Genomic DNA, 19,359 nt, shown 5'->3' on the forward strand with positions numbered 1-19,359 from the left:
AATTAACCTTATTTGTGTAAAAATATTTAATAAATGTAAAATTAATACATAAGATGGTAATGAATTTGCATGTTTTATTTTATGTGAAACCAATAAAATATTTATGTAAAGGTTTTATAATACTTACATAAAAAGGGGGAGTGACTCGTGAATAAGAAAATAGCATTGATAATAGCTGCGGCATTAGCAGTTGGTCAAATACCTACTGGGGTTTTAGCTGATGAAATTAAGGCTAATGATAGTGAAGTAAAAATTGAAGAAGGTTCTAATATTGATTTAGATAAAAGTGTAGAGCTTTATGAGCAGGTATATGATAGACCAGAAGGAATAACATGGACTGGAATAAGTGGAAATGGAACTCCAGAGGTTTCAGATGGTTTTTTAAGAATTACTAATAGTGGGGATTATAGATTTTATGAAAATGAATCACCAATTTTAGAAGATGGTGAGTTGGAAGTAAGGTTCCAAATAAGTGACGAGGAAGCTCAAGGTCAATTTGGGGTTTTATTTAGAGCTGATGCTAATGGACATGCTGGTGTTGCTTATGATACAGGAACTAAGTGGGTTATCCATAAGAATGGTGGATATGAACTTTTTGAAGGACCAGAAGTTCAAGCTGGAGACTGGGTAACATTAAAGGTTGTTTTTGTTGGAAATCACCTTACTATAAGCATTAATGGTGAAGAGTATTATAACAAAGCCAATAATACAATTCCTGTTAAGTCAGGGCATGTAGGGTATAGAAGTTGGTTTAGCAATAAGACTAGTACTGTAGATTATATAAAGTATGGACCAGTTGGTTCTATAGGAGGGGTAACTCCAGAGTACGTTGTTGAAAGCATAGAAGATACTCATGTAGAAACTTTCCCAAGACTTAAACCAGAGCTTCCTACTAAAGTTAGAGTTAAATATACAAATGGTTCAGCAGGTAATGCTAATGTTATTTGGGATGGAATAAGTAAAGAGCAATATCAAGAGCCAGGTGAGTTTATAGTTGAAGGGACTATTGAAGGTAGTGAAATAAAAGCTAAGGCATATGTAACTGTAAGAGGAGAAGCTATATCATATGAAACAAACTTTGATACTGCAGAGACACAAGGTAATTGGCAAGTAGTAAGTGGTGGCGGAGATGTTAATTATGTAGATGGTACAGTTCAAGTAGGAATGAATGGCGTGTCATTAGCTTATGATGAAGCTTCACCAGATGTTAAGAATTTTATATATGAAACTGAGTTTACAACTAATAATGATAATGGAAGAATAGGATTAATGTTTAGATATAAATCTCCAACGGAGTGGGGAGGTATATGTTATGACGCTGGTTCATGGGTTTGGAAAACTGGAGCTAAACAATATGGAAGTTTCCCAAGTTCATTTAAGTTAGAAGCTAATACAACTTATAAAATGAAAGTTAAAGTAGAAGATAATAATGTATCTTTATGGATAAATGATGAGTTGCAAGGAACTCAAACGATTGCTAATTTGCCTCAGGATGCTGGGAAAATAGGACTAACAGGTTGGCATGGAAATAAGACTATAACTTTGGATAATGTAAAGGTTAACGAAATAACACCTCCGGCTCCGCCTATTGTTGAAGAAAGATATGAAACAATAGAGTCAGAATTAATGGAAGTTACTTTAGATGCTAATTATCCAAGAGTTCTTAATTATACTTGGAAGGATGATGGCAAGGTATTAGCTGGGGAAGATGAGCAACTTTATATTGTTGAAATAAATGGAGATAAATATATTCCAGAAATAATAAGTGAGTTTGCTGGCAATAAAGCTACTTATACTATAAGTATTCCAGAAATAAATGTTACTTTGGTGGTTGATATGATTGCTGAAGGAAACAAGATAAGAATGGAGTTTAAAGAAATAAGAGAAGAGGGAGATTTTAAAGTTCAAAAGATTAATTTCCCAAATCATAATTTAGCTTCAGTTAAGAATATTGAAAATGGACAAATAGCATCAGTGCTAACAACTGGGGACTGGAATAATATTATAGAAGAGTTTACTACTGTTGATGAAATTAAACCAGGAATATCAGGAAAGACATATGGATTTATCTCTAATGATGATTTTGCTATAACAGTTAATTCAAATGTTATAGAAGGTGGAAATAGAGTTAGTCTATCAACATCAAGTAGGAATGGTTATATTCAGACAGGTATAGGAAGTGGTGCTTGGACATATAGAGAAGTTCTAGATTGGAATGCCAAAGATTCTGACGGAAATCCTATGGCGGTAGAGGAAGAGTTACCATGGGCTGAGGTTATGATTGCTAGAGATGAAAATGGCAATTCTAAAGTGGATTGGCAGGATGCTGCTATATTATATAGAGAAAATATGGATATGATTAAGGGTGGAGATGAGATTAAAAATCAACTTTCATATATAGCAATGAATATTGGATATACTCAAAACCCATTTTTAAGATCATTAGATATGATTAAAAAAGTTAGTAATATGACTGATGGTTTTGGTCAGTTAGTTCTTCATAAAGGATATCAAGCAGAGGGACATGATGATTCGCATCCAGACTATGGTGGACACATTGGTATGAGACAAGGTGGTAAAGAAGATTTCAATACTCTTATAGAAGAAGGGAAAAAATATGGAGCAGAAATAGGGGTTCATATTAATGCCACCGAATATATGATGGATGCTTTTGAATATCCAGCAGAAATTGTTAATGAAAATGCACCAGGATGGGGATGGATGGATAAGTCTTATTATGTAGATCAAAGAGCAGATGTTACAACTGGTGAATTGTTCAGAAGACTTGATATGCTAAAGGAAGATGCTCCAGATTTAGGATGGATTTATGTAGATGTTTATACTGGCAATGGATGGAATGCTCATGAATTAGCAAATAAGATTCATGAATTAGATTACACTCTTGCAACTGAAATGAATGGACCATTAGAGCAAGATGTTGTTTGGACTCACTGGGGAGGAGACCCTGCATATCCAAACAAGGGAAATGCAAGTAAGATTATGAGATTCATGAAAAATGGAACTCAAGACACATTCTTAGCTGACCCATTATTAAAAGGTAACAAGCATATGTTATCTGGTGGATGGGGAGATAGACATAATATAGAAGGTAAATATGCGGAAGAAGTATTTTATAATCAAATATTACCTACTAAGTATATGCAACACTTTGATATTGTTGATATGAGCGAAGATGAAATAAACTTTGAAAATGGTTTAAAGGCTATTAGAGAAGGCGAAAATATAAATTACTATAGAGATGGTAGATTAGTAGCTACAACTCCAGAGTCGTCAATTGATGATAGAGGTGTTGGTGATACTCAACTATTCTTACCATGGAATCCAGTTGAAGAAGATGAGAAGATTTACCACTGGAATCCACTTGGTACAACTTCTACTTGGGATTTACCAGAATCATGGGCCTCACAAGAAAAGGTATACCTATATGAGTTATCAGATTTAGGAAGAACTTTTGTTAAGGAAGTACCTGTAGTTAATGGAGAAGTAACTTTAGAGGTTGATCAAGATACTGCATATATAGTTCTTAAGGAAAAGGTTGAAGTGGAAAGAGTTGAAGATTGGGGATATGGTTCAGGAATAAATGATCCTGGATTTGATTCACAAACTTTTGATGCATGGGAAGTTGAATCAGAATCGGATTCTACAGAGCATATAAATATAATAAATGAAACTCATGAGAGAAGAGCTGGAAATGATATTGTTGAAATTGGAGCTAAAGATGCCGAAATTTCTCAAAAAATAGAGAATTTAGAATCAGGAAAAACTTATTCAGTATCAGTTTGGGTTAAGAATGAATTTAATAGAAATGTAAATCTAAATGTTGAATGTGGAGATGAAGAGGTTTCTAACTATGTTGATAGAGGTTCATTAGAAAGATCTGGACAAGCGGTTAAGTTTAGAAATGATAAATTTACAAGATTAGAAGTTGAGTTTACTGTTCCAGAGGGAGAAGATTCAGCTGAAATAAAGTTAAGTGTTAATGCGGGGGAAGAAGGATCTTTAGTTTACATTGATGACTTTAGATTATGGGAAACTCCTGGACATACAAATAAAGATGGTTATGTATTGTATGAAGACTTTGAGAATGTAGATGAAGGAATACATCCATTATTCTTAGCACCGGGTAGAGGAAATTCAAATAGAACTCACCTAGCTGAGAAAGATATATCTATAGATGCAAATCAAAGAATGAATTGGGTACTTGATGGTAGATTCTCATTAAAGTCTAATCAAAAGGATGAAGAGACAGGAACAATACTTGTAACCGATGCTGGAACTTTAAATTTAGAACCTAATAAGACTTATGAATTAGGATTCTTATACTCATTAGCTAATTCAGCGCCAAATTACTCAGTTAATATAATGTCTAAATCATCAAATGAGCCAGTTGCTACTATAAGTTTAGAAGCTACAGGTTCAGATTATAGTCAAGATGTATTCACAGTTAAAGAGGAGAAAACTTTAGAATTCTCTACTGGTGACAAGAATGATTACTATATTGCTATAAATAAGGGAAGTAGAGGATATAGTGAATTAATTTTAGATAACTTATACATCAAAGAAATAGATAAAAGTATAGAAACGCCAGAATTAGCTTATGTAAATTTAAATACAAGTGTTAATAATTTGGAAGTTGGTCAAGCTGTTGAGTTTAATGTTAATGCATTAATGAATAGTGGAGATAAAGTTGATTTAGAAAAGGCTAAAGTTGAATATAAAATAGCTAACTCAGAAGCAATAAGCATAGAAAATGGTGTTATGACTGGATTAAAAGAAGGAATTAGTAATGTAACAGTTGATGTAACGGTTGATGGTAAAAGAGTTTCTTCAAATACAGTTAAGATAATTGTTGGAAATCCAGAAGTTGAAGAAGAGATAATAGTATCACCTGTAGAAGACTTCGAGGTTATAGATAAAGAAAAGAGAAGCATAAGTGTAAGTTGGGATGAGCCAGAACACACTTATGGATTAGAAGGATATGTTCTTTATAAAGATGGTAAGAAGGTAGAGGAGATTTCAGTTGATGAAAATGAATATACTTTCAAAAACTTAAAGAGACATACAATATATAATTTTAAAATAGCAGCTAAATATTCTAATGGAGAGATTTCAGCTAAGGAATCAATCACTGTTAGAACAGAAAGATAGTTAATATATACAATTACTAGAACGATTGTTACAAATTTAAAGTCTATTCAACCAAAAGCTCAAGAGTGAGCAACGTTAAAAAGCTACCTCATATTAATTTATTTTAAAGGTCTATTCAGGTAAATATCATCCTGGATAGACCTTATTTAAATTAGACTACATTTCAAGTGAGTGTTGATTTCTATCTATATCTTTAAGCCTAACTTAAAAATTATTATAAAAAAATACGGGATGATGATTAAATTTTAGAGGCTTGTCAATACTTTAAGTAAGTTCATTTAGGGGGTATTGATTATGGGGAGAAAATCATCAAAAAAGTATTTAAAGGAAGTAAATGCACAAATAATATTATTTGTATTGATAATGATAATAATGAGAATGGTAGTTTTGAATTTTATGAGTGAGTTGTCAGGTATGGAGTTTGAACAATTATCAAAGGCTAGAATATATAATGGGAATATTACTGCTGGTGTGTTTTTAGAAAGTTTAGTAGATTTCTTTGGTACATTTACTTTAGAAACTTATAAAGGAATAACTTTAATTGTGATTATAAATATAATCGTAGCTTCTTATATATTAAGTAAGAAAGATTTAACAGGTAATTTTTATTTTAATATAGTAATAGCATATGTATTTTCATCAATTATAACAGTATTCTTATTATTAGCAGGAATATTGCTATTCTTTTCAATAATGCAAGGTATGGTTGTAGTAAATTCATTTAAAATAGACGTATCATCTGAAATATTATGGTTAGTTTCATCTATAATGCTTGGAGTTCTATTTATAAAATACCTAAGAAAAAATGTAGTTTTTTCATTAATAGCATTCTTTCTAATATCAGTATGTACTTCATGCTATATGGATATAGGAAGAGATGCAATAGATACTGATGATATAAAATATTCATTAGAGGAGTTTTCATATAAGTTAAGTAGTAAGTAAGAGTAGAGTATCCTAATTAGGATACTCTTTATTGTTTCTTTAAGAGAATATTAAATGAGGAGGTGGATCTTCAATGAATCTAAGTTGGTTATATTTGAGGTAGTAAGAGAAAGATTAAAATAGAATTTAGAGATTAACTTATAATTAGACATATATGAATTTGCTATTTGATTAAAATTAGTATAAAAACTATGCCTTTTTGACCTAAAAACTTAATATTTATAGTTTTTTACTTGCAAAAGTAAGCAAAAATTTAAAGTTAGACTTTGAAAATAATACTATTTACTACATAAAAGTATATTAATTGAAATTTTATAATAAACACTACTCCTAGTGTATCTATAATAGAAAAGTATAGCATTATTAAGAATAATATAGAAAATAGACTGTGGTTTACTTAAATAGTAAATTTATATGAAAATAAATATGTAATAGGTGGTAAGATAAATCTCGTCAGCAAGAGACACGGCAACAAAACATCAAACGAAAAGTTTGAAGAAAAATGTTGACAAAGTTTCTTAAAGATGTTAAACTAAACAAGTCGCTTGAGGGCGACGAAGAAATGGTCTTTGAAAATTAAACAGAAGATATTAACATAAACCAGCAATTCTTTTAACAAGTAATATGAGTATAGATTAAACTTTTAAATTGAGAGTTTGATCCTGGCTCAGGATGAACGCTGGCGGCGTGCTTAACACATGCAAGTCGAGCGATGAAGTTTCCTTCGGGAAACGGATTAGCGGCGGACGGGTGAGTAACACGTGGGTAACCTGCCTCATAGAGTGGAATAGCCTTTCGAAAGGAAGATTAATACCGCATAACATTGAGAGATGGCATCATCACTCAATCAAAGGAGCAATCCGCTATGAGATGGACCCGCGGCGCATTAGCTAGTTGGTGGGGTAACGGCCTACCAAGGCGACGATGCGTAGCCGACCTGAGAGGGTGATCGGCCACATTGGGACTGAGACACGGCCCAGACTCCTACGGGAGGCAGCAGTGGGGAATATTGCACAATGGGGGAAACCCTGATGCAGCAACGCCGCGTGAGTGATGAAGGTTTTCGGATCGTAAAGCTCTGTCTTTGGGGAAGATAATGACGGTACCCAAGGAGGAAGCCACGGCTAACTACGTGCCAGCAGCCGCGGTAATACGTAGGTGGCAAGCGTTATCCGGATTTACTGGGCGTAAAGGGAGCGTAGGCGGACAATTAAGTGGGATGTGAAATACCCGGGCTCAACCTGGGTGCTGCATTCCAAACTGGTTGTCTAGAGTGCAGGAGAGGAGAGTGGAATTCCTAGTGTAGCGGTGAAATGCGTAGAGATTAGGAAGAACACCAGTGGCGAAGGCGACTCTCTGGACTGTAACTGACGCTGAGGCTCGAAAGCGTGGGGAGCAAACAGGATTAGATACCCTGGTAGTCCACGCCGTAAACGATGAATACTAGGTGTGGGGGTTTCAACACCTCCGTGCCGCCGCTAACGCATTAAGTATTCCGCCTGGGGAGTACGGTCGCAAGATTAAAACTCAAAGGAATTGACGGGGACCCGCACAAGTAGCGGAGCATGTGGTTTAATTCGAAGCAACGCGAAGAACCTTACCTACACTTGACATCCCTTGCATTACTCTTAATCGAGGAAATCCCTTCGGGGACAAGGTGACAGGTGGTGCATGGTTGTCGTCAGCTCGTGTCGTGAGATGTTGGGTTAAGTCCCGCAACGAGCGCAACCCTTGTCGTTAGTTACTACCATTAAGTTGAGGACTCTAGCGAGACTGCCTGGGTTAACCAGGAGGAAGGTGGGGATGACGTCAAATCATCATGCCCCTTATGTGTAGGGCTACACACGTGCTACAATGGCTGGTACAGAGAGATGCAATACCGCGAGGTGGAGCCAAACTTTAAAACCAGTCTCAGTTCGGATTGTAGGCTGAAACTCGCCTACATGAAGCTGGAGTTACTAGTAATCGCGAATCAGAATGTCGCGGTGAATACGTTCCCGGGTCTTGTACACACCGCCCGTCACACCATGAGAGTTGGCAATACCCGAAGTCCGTGAGCTAACGCGTAAGCGAGGCAGCGGCCGAAGGTAGGGTCAGCGATTGGGGTGAAGTCGTAACAAGGTAGCCGTAGGAGAACCTGCGGCTGGATCACCTCCTTTCTAAGGAATACATCTTAGGATAACTAAGATGACAAAAAGAATCTGGATAATATCTCTGTTTAATTTTGAGAGACTATCTCTCAAAATTGTTCTTTGAAAATTGCACATAATAATTTAATTTATAGAAAACAACAAAGCCAAATTGGCAAACCAATTTCTATTCTTTGTAAAATGAGAACTATAACTAATATAGGTCAAGCTACAAAGGGCGCATGGTGAATGCCTTGGCATCAGGAGCCGATGAAGGACGTGATAAGCTGCGATAAGCTTCGGGTAGACGCACATAGTCTGAGATCCGAAGATTTCCGAATGAGGAAACTCATATGGGAAACCCCATGTATCCATAAGTGAATACATAGCTTATGGAGGGTAACCTAGGGAACTGAAACATCTAAGTACCTAGAGGAAGAGAAAGAAAAATCGATTTTCTTAGTAGCGGCGAGCGAAAGGGAAAGAGCCCAAACCGGAAACTTGTTTCCGGGGTTGCGGACATAGCATCAAAGTGGAGGCTATTGTAACTGAAGAGAGCTGGAAAGTTCCACCGTAGAAGGTAATAGTCCTGTAAGTGAAACGAGAAGACCACGAGTTATGATCCAGAGTACCACGAGACACGTGAAACCTTGTGGGAAGCAGGGAGGACCACCTCCCAAGGCTAAATACTACCTGATGACCGATAGTGAAGCAGTACCGTGAGGGAAAGGTGAAAAGAACCCCGGGAGGGGAGTGAAATAGAACCTGAAACCGTGTGCCTACAACCGTTCAAAGCCCCTTATGAGGGTGATGAAGTGCTTTTTGTAGAACGAGCCAACGAGTTACGGTATGTAGCAAGGTTAAGTACTTAAGGTACGGAGCCGAAGGGAAACCGAGTCTGAATAGGGCGACTAGTTGCATGCTGTAGACCCGAAACCGGGTGACCTATCCATGGCCAGGTTGAAGCGAGGGTAAAACCTCGTGGAGGACCGAACCACGTTGCTGTTGAAAAAGCATGGGATGAGCTGTGGATAGCGGAGAAATTCCAATCGAACCCGGAGATAGCTGGTTCTCTCCGAAATAGCTTTAGGGCTAGCGTCGAGTATGAGTAGTGGAGGTAGAGCACTGAATGGGCTAGGGGGCATAGCGCTTACCGAACCTTATCAAACTCCGAATGCCACATACTATGAGCTCGGCAGTCAGACTGCGAATGATAAGATCCGTAGTCAAAAGGGAAACAGCCCAGATCGTCAGCTAAGGTCCCAAAGTGTAAGTTAAGTGGGAAAGGATGTGAGATTTCTAAGACAACTAGGATGTTGGCTTAGAAGCAGCCACTCATTAAAAGAGTGCGTAATAGCTCACTAGTCGAGAGATCTTGCGCCGAAAATGTAACGGGGCTAAACTTACCACCGAAGCTACGGGCTTGAATTTAATTCAAGCGGTAGGAGAGCGTCGTAATCGGGCTGAAGTCGTACCGTAAGGAGCGGTGGACTGATTACGAGTGAGAATGTTGGCATCAGTAGCGAGATGTGGGTGAGAATCCCACAGGCCGAAAACCTAAGGTTTCCTCAGGAAGGTTCGTCCGCTGAGGGTTAGTCGGGACCTAAGCCGAGGCCGAAAGGCGTAGGTGATGGACAACTGGTTGATATTCCAGTACCACTACCATCGTTATTATCGATGGCGTGACGCAGGAGGATAGTGTGTGCTAGCTATTGGATGCTAGTCTAAGCACTTAGGCAGTGAAAGTAGGCAAATCCGCTTTCATAATGCTGAGGTGTGATGGGGAAGGTTCTACGGAACCGAAGTACATGATTCCACGCTGCCAAGAAAAGCGTCTAGAGAGAGAAGTAGTGCCCGTACCGCAAACCGACACAGGTAGGTGAGGAGAGAATCCTAAGGCCGGCGGAAGAATTACAGTTAAGGAACTCGGCAAATTGACCCCGTAAGTTCGCGAGAAGGGGTGCCTACGAGAGTAGGCCGCAGAGAATAGGCCCAAGCAACTGTTTAGCAAAAACACAGGTCTCTGCTAAAGCGTAAGCTGATGTATAGGGGCTGACGCCTGCCCGGTGCTGGAAGGTTAAGGGGAATACTTAGCGCAAGCGAAGGTATGAACTTAAGCCCCAGTAAACGGCGGCCGTAACTATAACGGTCCTAAGGTAGCGAAATTCCTTGTCAGGTAAGTTCTGACCCGCACGAATGGCGTAATGACTTGGGCACTGTCTCAACTGTAAATCCGGCGAAGTTGTAGTGCGAGTGAAGATGCTCGCTACCCGCGATTGGACGGAAAGACCCCGTAGAGCTTTACTGTAGCTTAGCATTGAGTTTTGGTATTGTCTGTACAGGATAGGTGGGAGACTAGGAAACTAGGGCGTCAGCCTTAGTGGAGTCATCCTTGGGATACCACCCTGACAGTACTGAAATTCTAACTGGCGGCCATGAATCTGGTCACAGGACATTGTTAGGTGGGCAGTTTGACTGGGGCGGTCGCCTCCTAAAAAGTAACGGAGGCGCCCAAAGGTTCCCTCAGAACGGTCGGAAATCGTTCGAAGAGTGCAAAGGCAGAAGGGAGCCTGACTGCGACACCCACAAGTGGAGCAGGGACGAAAGTCGGGCTTAGTGATCCGGTGGTACCTCGTGGGAGGGCCATCGCTCAACGGATAAAAGCTACCTCGGGGATAACAGGCTGATCTCCCCCAAGAGTCCACATCGACGGGGAGGTTTGGCACCTCGATGTCGGCTCGTCGCATCCTGGGGCTGAAGTAGGTCCCAAGGGTTGGGCTGTTCGCCCATTAAAGCGGCACGCGAGCTGGGTTCAGAACGTCGTGAGACAGTTCGGTCCCTATCCGTCGCGGGCGTAGGAAATTTGAGAGGAGCTGTCCTTAGTACGAGAGGACCGGGATGGACTGACCTCTGGTGTACCAGTTGTTCCGCCAGGAGCACAGCTGGGTAGCTAAGTCGGGAATGGATAAACGCTGAAAGCATCTAAGCGTGAAGCCAACCTCAAGATGAGATTTCCCATAGCGTAAGCTAGTAAGATCCCTTGAAGAACACAAGGTTGATAGGTCGGGGGTGTAAGCATGGTAACATGTTCAGCTGACCGATACTAATAGATCGAGGGCTTGACCAAATTATAGTAAATTAAGTATTATGTGCAATTTTGAAAGAACAATCTTTCTAAATACATCTGGTGATGATGTTCTTTAGGGTAACACCCGTTCCCATTCCGAACACGACGGTTAAGCCTTTAGAAGCCGATGGTACTGCACGGGAGACTGTGTGGGAGAGTAGGTGGTCGCCAGGTTTTTGTTTTATGGCTCGATAGCTCAGTCGGTAGAGCAGAGGACTGAAAATCCTCGTGTCGCTGGTTCGATTCCTGCTCGAGCCACCAAAAAGCTTAGTGAAAATTCACTAAGCTTTTTTTACGTAATAAATAAATTACTATATAAAAAGACTCACTAATTTAGTGAGTCTTTTTTCTTTATATAATAAATTTAAATATACATTATAAATATATATAAAAAATCCACAAATAAGTAGTTCTTAGCTTAAAACAAAAGGGGAATTTGATTAAAGATATATGGGGGAAGTATCAATAAACTATATATTAGCTAAGAAAATATCTACTTATTAATAGTGGATATTTTAATTATGGACAAATATCAATTTATTATACATATTTTGTAAAAATATTTAATAATTAGAATAAATATATATCCAATATAATAGGATTTAATATATGTCAGTAAATATAGAGTAGGAGAGAGGTTAATGAAAAGTGTAATTATTATTGGTACAGGGACTATAGCTAGAGAAGTAATACGTATAATAGAAAATATCAATTCAAAAAGAGAAACTTGGAAGATTGTTGGATTAGTAAGTACTACAAATGAAATAGAGGAAGAAAATGTTGAAGGATATAGAGTTATTAGTATGATAGATTCTATATATAATTATTTTGATAACAAGAAAAAGGATAGGTTTAATTTTTTTAAGAAGCTAGAAAGTGAAAATGAATTATATGTTAGTGTGGCTATAGATAATTATGAAATTAAAAAAGATATAGTTACAAAGTTAAATGGAAAAGTTAAATTTGCTACTATAGTCCATCCAGATATAAATTACATGGAAAAGAATAAAATTGGTGAGGGAAGTATAGTATATCCAGGAATGATTAATGTTGGATTTTTTGATGTAGGAAAGCATGTTATTATTAAGCAAAGAGTTTCTTTGGGGAATAATGTTAAAATAGGGGATTATGCATTTGTCTCATTGAATAGTAATATAGATAGTAATGTAATTATTGATGATGGAGTTTATATAGAAGCTAATACAACTATTTTGGCTAATAATAAGATTGATAAAGAAACATATATAAAAACTGGGAGTTTAATTTTTTAGAAGATGCATTTTAAAATGCATCTTCTTTTATTATTACAGAGTTGTTTCCTTCATTAAAATTATCAATAATTAAAGAATATTTTATTTTGAAATTATTTAAAAAATATATCTCTATTCTTCCTACATTTTTAAATGATTTTAAATTGGATGATAGTTTTTCAATAAATTCTTTGCATTGCTCTTCTGAGTAATTTGTATCATCAAATAATAATGATATTGTATATGTACCATCAGAATTAATTAAAAAGTCTTTAGTATATTTAAAGTTTTCTCCAAATTCATCTGACACCACATTGTAAACTATAGATTTTACTTCATCATTAAGTGTAAATTCTTTATTATCTGGATTAACATTATTATTTATATTAAATTCTTTCACTGAAGATGGCTTATCAGAAATATATTTTTCATATTCAGGTGAAGTAGTAATATTATTTAAATAAATTACTGAAGATACTAATCCTAGAAGAGATAATATAAATATTATAAGCAAGGAATTAATAAGTTTTCTCTTTGAGTTTATTTTTATATTAATAATAAGTAGTAATATTAACAATAATATGTTTATAGTTATCAAGGAAAATAGAATAATTGATATTTTGCTCATTAATTTAAACTCCTTATTTAAGTTATTTTAATTTTAATATATTAAAATAACTAAATGACAATAGCAAATATGAATTAAATGTTAATAAAGTTAATTAAAAGTTTAAAAATAGTATTGACATGCGGAATTTATAGGCGTAATATATAAATGTAATCCCCCCATGGGGGTGGTAATGTATGAAATATGCTAGGGAGTGATACATAATGAATGCAGAAAAAAAGAAAGCATTGCAGTGTTTAAAAACTGCAAGAGGTCAAATTGAGGGAATAATTAAAATGATTGAGGATGGGAGATATTGTATAGATATTTCTAATCAAATAATGGCCTCACAGGCATTATTAAAAAAATCTAACAAATTAATATTAGAGCAACATATGCATAATTGTGTTAATAGTGCATTTGAAGATAAAGACTCTAAAGAAGAAAAAATAGATGAGATATTAAGTGTACTTAATAAATTAATTGATAAGTAAAAAGATATATTCTAATGGTGTGTAGTGATTTATATTTATATAAATTTCTATGGATCTGTTATTTTAAGAGTTTCAACATTAATGTGTTGAGAGGCTTAAAGTGAATTTAGAATAAAAGTAGTTAATTTGTTTTTTGGTATATTTAAATATAAATTAAATGAATACTAAGGAGGCGAAATTATGGAGCGTGTACTCAAGGTAAAAGGAATGACTTGTGCATCATGTGCTGCGGCTATTGAAAAAGGCGTAGGTAAAATGGATGGCGTTGAGAGTTCTAATGTTAATTATGCCACAGAAGAACTAAAGGTAAATTATGATAAGGATAAGGTTAATTTAGAGCAGATTAGACAAAAAGTCGAAAAGCTTGGCTATTCTGTAGAGAATAATAGCAAGAAAGAAACATTCAAAGTAGAAGGAATGACTTGTGCATCATGTGCAGCAGCTATTGAAAAAGGTGTAGGAAGAATTGATGGTGTTGAAAAGGCTAATGTAAACTTTGCAACAGAAACATTAAATGTAGAGTTTGATAGAGATAAGGTTAGTTTTGATGACATCAATAGTAAAGTAAGTAAACTTGGTTATAAGATAAAAAGAGATGAAAAACAGTTAACTTACAAAGTAGAGGGAATGACTTGTGCATCTTGTGCAGCGGCCATTGAAAAAGGTCTAAATAGAATGGATGGTGTAGAGAATGCAAATGTAAACTTTGCTGCAGAAACTGTAACTTTTGCCTATAATCCAGAAAAAGTTACAACAAGCGATATTAAATCAAAAGTTGAAAAACTAGGTTACAAGCTTGTAGAAGACCCAGATAATACTGGAGACAATGAGGAATCTAATAAACCAAGTGAAGCAGATGTAATGAAAAAAAGACTTATATGGTCAGCAATATTTACTATTCCAGTATTTATAGTTGCAATGGGAAGTATGATGGGAATGATGTTACCAACATGGTTAGAGCCTAATACAAGTCCTATGAACTATGCACTATTTTTATTAATATTAACTACATTTGTATTTATAATAGGTAGACAATTCTTCATTATTGGATATAGAAGTTTATTTGTTGGAAGTCCTAATATGGATACATTGATTGCTATTGGAGCTAGTGCAGCCTATTTATATGGATTATTTGCTATTTATAAAATTGCCATTGGTCAAGTTCATTATGTACATGAATTATACTTTGAATCAGCAGCTACAATAATTACATTAGTTATGCTAGGTAAATATCTAGAAGCTATAACTAAAGGAAAAACTTCTGATGCTATTAAAAAACTTATGGGATTAGCACCTAAAACAGCTACTATATTAGTTAATGGTAAGGAAGAAGTTATATCAATTGATGATGTTAAAGTTGGAGATTTAATAGTTGTAAAACCAGGCGAAAAACTTCCAGTAGATGGAGAAGTAACTGAAGGTTATACATCAGTAGAAGAGAGTATGTTAACTGGTGAAAGTATTCCAGTAGAAAAGAAAGTTGGAGATACTGTCTACGGAGCAAGTATCAATAAAAATGGTAGAATAATTTACAAAGCTACTAAAGTAGGTAAAGATACTGTAATATCTCAAATAGTTAAGCTTGTTAAGGATGCTCAAGGATCAAAGGCTCCTATAGCTAGAACAGCTGACATAATTGCTGGTTATTTTGTGCCAGTAGTAATAGTAATGGCTATATTAGCCGCTTTAGCATGGCACTTCTTAGGTGGAGAAAACTTAGAGTTTACATTAACAATATTTATTTCTGTACTTGTAATAGCTTGTCCTTGCGCTTTAGGATTAGCTACACCTACAGCTATCATGGTTGGTACTGGTAAAGGAGCAGAAAATGGAGTATTAATTAAGAGTGGTGAAGCTTTAGAAGGTGCTGCTAATATAAATACAATAATATTTGATAAAACAGGAACTTTAACTGAAGGTAAACCAAAAGTAACAGATGTTATTGCTGAAAATTATTCAGAAGATGAAATTTTAGCATTAGCAGCTTCAGCAGAAAAAGCTTCTGAACATCCACTAGGTGAAGCAATAGTTAAATCAGCTGAAGATAAGAATTTAGAACTTTTTGATGTTAAAGAGTTTATTGCTATTCCTGGTAAAGGAATAGAAGTTACAGTTGGAGATAAGGATATACTTTTAGGTAATAAGGCTCTTTTAGAAGAGAAAAATATAGCTTTTGGAGATTTAGTTGATAAAGCGCAAAAGCTTGCAGCACAAGGAAAAACTCCAATGTTTATTGTTATAGACGGTGCTTTAGAGGGAATAGTAGCTGTTGCAGATACTTTAAAACCTACAAGTAAGAAGGCTGTTAAAGAACTTCATAAGATGGGAATAGAAGTTGTTATGGTTACAGGAGATAATGAAAAAACTGCTAAGGCTATAGCTAGTGATATTGGAATAGATAGAGTTGTAGCAGATGTATTACCTCAACAAAAAGCAGAAAAAGTTAAAGAACTTCAAGGTGAAGGAAAAAAAGTATTAATGGTTGGTGATGGTATAAATGATGCACCTGCATTAGCAAGTGCTGACATAGGAATGGCTATAGGATCAGGTACTGATATAGCTATGGAATCAGCAGATATAGTACTTATGAGAAGTGACATAATGGATGTTATTGGAGCAATTCAATTAAGTAAGAAAACTATGATTAATATTAAAGAAAACTTATTCTGGGCATTAATATACAATGGAATTGGTATTCCGGTTGCCATGGGAGTTTTACATTTATTTGGAGGGACCTTTTACTAAATCCAATGCTTGCTGCTTTAGCAATGAGCTTTAGTTCAGTATCAGTATTATTAAACGCTTTAAGATTAAAAACTTTTAAACCTAAATATAGTGAAGCATAAAATGATTTAAAATCTGCTATAAGATATTAATTTTATAGCAGATTAAGATAAATAAACCTTTTCTTTTAGAAATTTATTTGATTTATAAATAGGTTTCTAGATAAATTAAATTTAAAAATAGGAGTGATAGAAATGAGTAAAATAATAACAATTGAAGGAATGTCATGTCAAAACTGTGTAAATCATGTTAAATCAGCACTAGAAGATGTAAAAGGATTAACAAAAATAGATGTTGAAGTTGGTAAAGCAGTAGTAGATGGAGAAGCTTCTGATAAAGATATAAAAGATGCTATAGAAGATATGGGATATGATGTAACTTCTATAAAATAGTATGTAAGTAAAGGTATTATATAAGGCATAATTATGTTAAGTCTTATATAATACCTTTAATTCGCGTTAATATAAAAATATAACTAAGGTAAAAATTTATAAAAACTTGTGTATAAATAATAAAGGTGGGATAATTTTGGTTAGTATATTAGTATTTGCAATAGCTGGAATATTGGCTGGAATAGGAATTGGTTTAGTTGGGTTATCAGCAGCTACAATAATAACTCCTATGCTGGTTGTAATATTAGGAATGAATGCGTATAAAACCATTGGTATATCTTTAGCTGCAGATGTTTTATCAGCGGGTATATCAGCTTATACTTATCATAAAAATAAAAATATAGATATAAAAAATGGTATAGTTATGATGATATCTACTATGGTATTTACTTGGTTAGCGAGTTATCTAGCTAAAGATATACCCAATAATATATTAGGTGGAGTAACTATATATACAACAATATTACTTGGACTAAAATTAATATTTAAACCAATTAAGGGTAAAGATAGCAATGATATTAAGAAAAGAAAAAAAGGAAAACAAATTTTCTTATCAATTTTATGTGGAGCAGTAATTGGTATAATATGTGGAGCAATAGGTGTTGGTGGAGGAGTAATGTTATTATTAGTTTTAACAAGCGTTTTAGGATATGATCTTAAAACTGCAGTTGGAACTAGCGTTTTCATAATGACATTTACTGCATTGACAGGTGCTACAGCACATATAATACATGGGGGTACTGATATTGTAGGTCTTATTATTTGTGGAGGTTTTGCATTAATATTTTCAAGAATATCAGCTAAATTTGCTAATAAAATAGATGATATTAAATTAAATAAAATATCAGGATTATTTTTAATAGCTTTTGGAGTAATATTATTATTACTTAAATATTTTGGGCATGTAATTTAAGTAATATAATAAATAGAAAAATTTGACTAAATAAATGAATGAGAGTATTATTTATTTTAATAATTAATTTCATACAAGATATTTAAACATATGAGAGGAAGTAAATTTATGAGAAATTTAAAATTATTTTTAAGTTATTTATGTGGAGAATTTAATAATGATGAGCAAATATTTGAAGAAAATGAAAGTGGACAAGTTTCTCATCCAAAGGCAAAACATATAACGGGTATTTGCAATGATAAGATTAAAAATTTACCAAATAACTTTAATGGATATTTTGTTATAGAAGAAAGCTACTATGAGCAAGGAAAGTTTAAAAATATATTGCCTCATTTATTTTTATTTACTGAAAATGAAGATAAAAATGTTGTTTTAACTTCTTATGATTTACCAAGCAATATTTCAAAAGAAGAGTTTAGAAATGATAATGAATCATTAATTATGGATTATAAAGAACTTAAAATATCAGAAAAATTTACTCCTATGATTTATAAGTTTAAAAATGATGGCTTTGAAGGTGAGAGTATAAGTCATTTTACTCCAGAAACTACATTTAAGTTAAAAGAAAGAACTGAAGATGGAACTTTATATGTAAGTGAAGTCTTTGAGAAAAATGGAAAAATTACATTTGGATTTGTTAATCCTATAATATATAAAAAAATAAAATAATAATTTGATAAAGGTTGTTATCTAAAATTAGGTAACAACCTTTATTTGATTTCTAAATGTAAAATATTTACAAAAATATGCAAAAATAAAGAAATAGGGCTTTAGTTCTATTTAATTTGAATAAATGAGCTAAAATGCGATTTTATTTTTTAAATGAAAAAGTATATACTAATTATATGGTAAATATTTACAATATAATGGTGATTTAAGTTATATTATATAGAATTATATGTTATTAAATTGGGGGGAAGTTAAAATGGAGAGGCTATTAAAAGAATATTCAAATGAGGAAGTATTTAAAGCACTTAAGATAGTAACGGAATTAAAACTAGAGAGAGAACATGGAATTCTACCAGAATTCATAAGAGGAAGAGTATCAGAGATTTCAGAAGAAGATTTTGATTTAATACAAGCATATAATTATTATATGAGAGAACTAAGAAGGGGATCAGTTCTCTTAAGTGAAGAGGAAGTAGAAAAATGTGGATTTAAAAGCCGTCTAGCAATAGATGTTGAAATAAAGGATTTAATAATATTTTTAAATACTCAACCTAATATAGAAACTTTATATTCTTGTTCTGGACATCAGTTTGTTAGAGGACAAATAACATTTAAAGGATTATTAAAATTTCCTCAAGTTGAAGATTTTAAAGTAGAGTATGCAGATGAGAGAGATGAAACTAAAGTTAGTTTTGATATACCAGAGAGAAGTTATGACTATTTAAATAAGCTTAGAAAATTATATAATTATTTTTATTTGATAAATTATAATAATTTAAAAACTTTAACTAGAGATGAAGTTAACAATATAAAAATAAAAGAAAGTAAAGCGGTTTAAAAGTAATATTGTTTTAAAATATAAATAAAAAGGCTAAACAAA

The 19,359-nt window shown here is 34.2% G+C and carries 9 protein-coding genes, 1 tRNA gene, 3 rRNA genes and 1 pseudogene; 13 read left to right on the top strand and 1 reads right to left on the bottom strand.

What is annotated here, in order from left to right:
* Positions 1-147 precede the first annotated feature (147 nt).
* From ACQZHJ_RS01435 to ACQZHJ_RS01465, 7 genes are all read left to right on the top strand, one after another.
* Positions 148-5,169, top strand: coding sequence for an endo-alpha-N-acetylgalactosaminidase family protein (locus ACQZHJ_RS01435; RefSeq protein ID WP_430483777.1), 5,022 nt, complete (start codon positions 148-150; stop codon positions 5,167-5,169).
* A 294-nt stretch (positions 5,170-5,463) separates the two neighbouring features.
* Positions 5,464-6,114, top strand: a complete 651-nt coding sequence (locus tag ACQZHJ_RS01440) for a hypothetical protein (RefSeq protein ID WP_430483778.1) — start codon at positions 5,464-5,466, stop codon at positions 6,112-6,114.
* A gap of 644 nt (positions 6,115-6,758) precedes the next feature.
* Positions 6,759-8,273 (top strand): 16S ribosomal RNA (locus ACQZHJ_RS01445).
* A gap of 192 nt (positions 8,274-8,465) precedes the next feature.
* Positions 8,466-11,370: ribosomal RNA gene (locus ACQZHJ_RS01450) — 23S ribosomal RNA — on the top strand.
* A 56-nt stretch (positions 11,371-11,426) separates the two neighbouring features.
* Positions 11,427-11,544, top strand: a 5S ribosomal RNA gene (gene rrf, locus ACQZHJ_RS01455).
* The 16S, 23S and 5S rRNA genes sit together here with 1 tRNA gene alongside, the layout of an rRNA operon.
* Before the next feature lie 11 nt (positions 11,545-11,555).
* Positions 11,556-11,631 (top strand) — tRNA-Phe (locus ACQZHJ_RS01460).
* 380 nt (positions 11,632-12,011) lie between these two features.
* Positions 12,012-12,641 carry an acetyltransferase gene (locus tag ACQZHJ_RS01465; RefSeq protein WP_430483779.1) on the top strand — a complete coding sequence of 210 codons (630 nt, stop codon included), beginning with the start codon at positions 12,012-12,014 and terminating at the stop codon, positions 12,639-12,641.
* A gap of 10 nt (positions 12,642-12,651) precedes the next feature.
* Here the strand turns inward: ACQZHJ_RS01465 and ACQZHJ_RS01470 are convergent, their stop codons facing one another.
* Positions 12,652-13,248: a hypothetical protein gene (locus tag ACQZHJ_RS01470; protein ID WP_430483780.1), complete on the bottom strand. Its 597-nt coding sequence runs from the start codon at positions 13,246-13,248 to the stop codon at positions 12,652-12,654.
* A gap of 203 nt (positions 13,249-13,451) precedes the next feature.
* Between ACQZHJ_RS01470 and ACQZHJ_RS01475 the strand changes: the two genes are divergently transcribed.
* From ACQZHJ_RS01475 to ACQZHJ_RS01500, 6 genes and pseudogenes are all read left to right on the top strand, one after another.
* Positions 13,452-13,721: a metal-sensing transcriptional repressor gene (locus ACQZHJ_RS01475; RefSeq protein ID WP_430483781.1), complete on the top strand. Its 270-nt coding sequence runs from the start codon at positions 13,452-13,454 to the stop codon at positions 13,719-13,721.
* Positions 13,722-13,898: 177 nt separating this feature from the next.
* Positions 13,899-16,567: pseudogene (locus ACQZHJ_RS01480) on the top strand (heavy metal translocating P-type ATPase).
* 132 nt (positions 16,568-16,699) lie between these two features.
* A complete protein-coding gene (locus ACQZHJ_RS01485; RefSeq protein WP_430483782.1) occupies positions 16,700-16,897 on the top strand; it encodes a heavy-metal-associated domain-containing protein in 198 nt (65 codons plus the stop codon).
* Positions 16,898-17,033: 136 nt separating this feature from the next.
* Positions 17,034-17,810: a sulfite exporter TauE/SafE family protein gene (locus tag ACQZHJ_RS01490; protein WP_430483783.1), complete on the top strand. Its 777-nt coding sequence runs from the start codon at positions 17,034-17,036 to the stop codon at positions 17,808-17,810.
* Between the two features lie 108 nt (positions 17,811-17,918).
* Complete coding sequence (locus ACQZHJ_RS01495; RefSeq protein ID WP_430483784.1) at positions 17,919-18,479, top strand: hypothetical protein; 561 nt, start codon at positions 17,919-17,921, stop codon at positions 18,477-18,479.
* Between the two features lie 256 nt (positions 18,480-18,735).
* Complete coding sequence (locus ACQZHJ_RS01500; protein ID WP_430483785.1) at positions 18,736-19,317, top strand: hypothetical protein; 582 nt, start codon at positions 18,736-18,738, stop codon at positions 19,315-19,317.
* The last annotated feature ends 42 nt before the right edge of the window (positions 19,318-19,359 follow it).

The organism is Clostridium sp. B9 (assembly GCF_050509515.1).
GTDB lineage: Bacteria > Bacillota > Clostridia > Clostridiales > Clostridiaceae > Sarcina.

Coding starts and splice junctions, on each gene's coding strand:
- ACQZHJ_RS01495 (WP_430483784.1), top strand. CDS start 17,919: ATGAGAAATTTAAAATTATTTTTAAGTTATTTATGTGGAGAATTTAAT.
- ACQZHJ_RS01440 (WP_430483778.1), top strand. CDS start 5,464: ATGGGGAGAAAATCATCAAAAAAGTATTTAAAGGAAGTAAATGCACAA.
- ACQZHJ_RS01475 (WP_430483781.1), top strand. CDS start 13,452: ATGAATGCAGAAAAAAAGAAAGCATTGCAGTGTTTAAAAACTGCAAGA.
- ACQZHJ_RS01470 (WP_430483780.1), bottom strand. CDS start 13,248: ATGAGCAAAATATCAATTATTCTATTTTCCTTGATAACTATAAACATA.
- ACQZHJ_RS01465 (WP_430483779.1), top strand. CDS start 12,012: ATGAAAAGTGTAATTATTATTGGTACAGGGACTATAGCTAGAGAAGTA.
- ACQZHJ_RS01500 (WP_430483785.1), top strand. CDS start 18,736: ATGGAGAGGCTATTAAAAGAATATTCAAATGAGGAAGTATTTAAAGCA.
- ACQZHJ_RS01485 (WP_430483782.1), top strand. CDS start 16,700: ATGAGTAAAATAATAACAATTGAAGGAATGTCATGTCAAAACTGTGTA.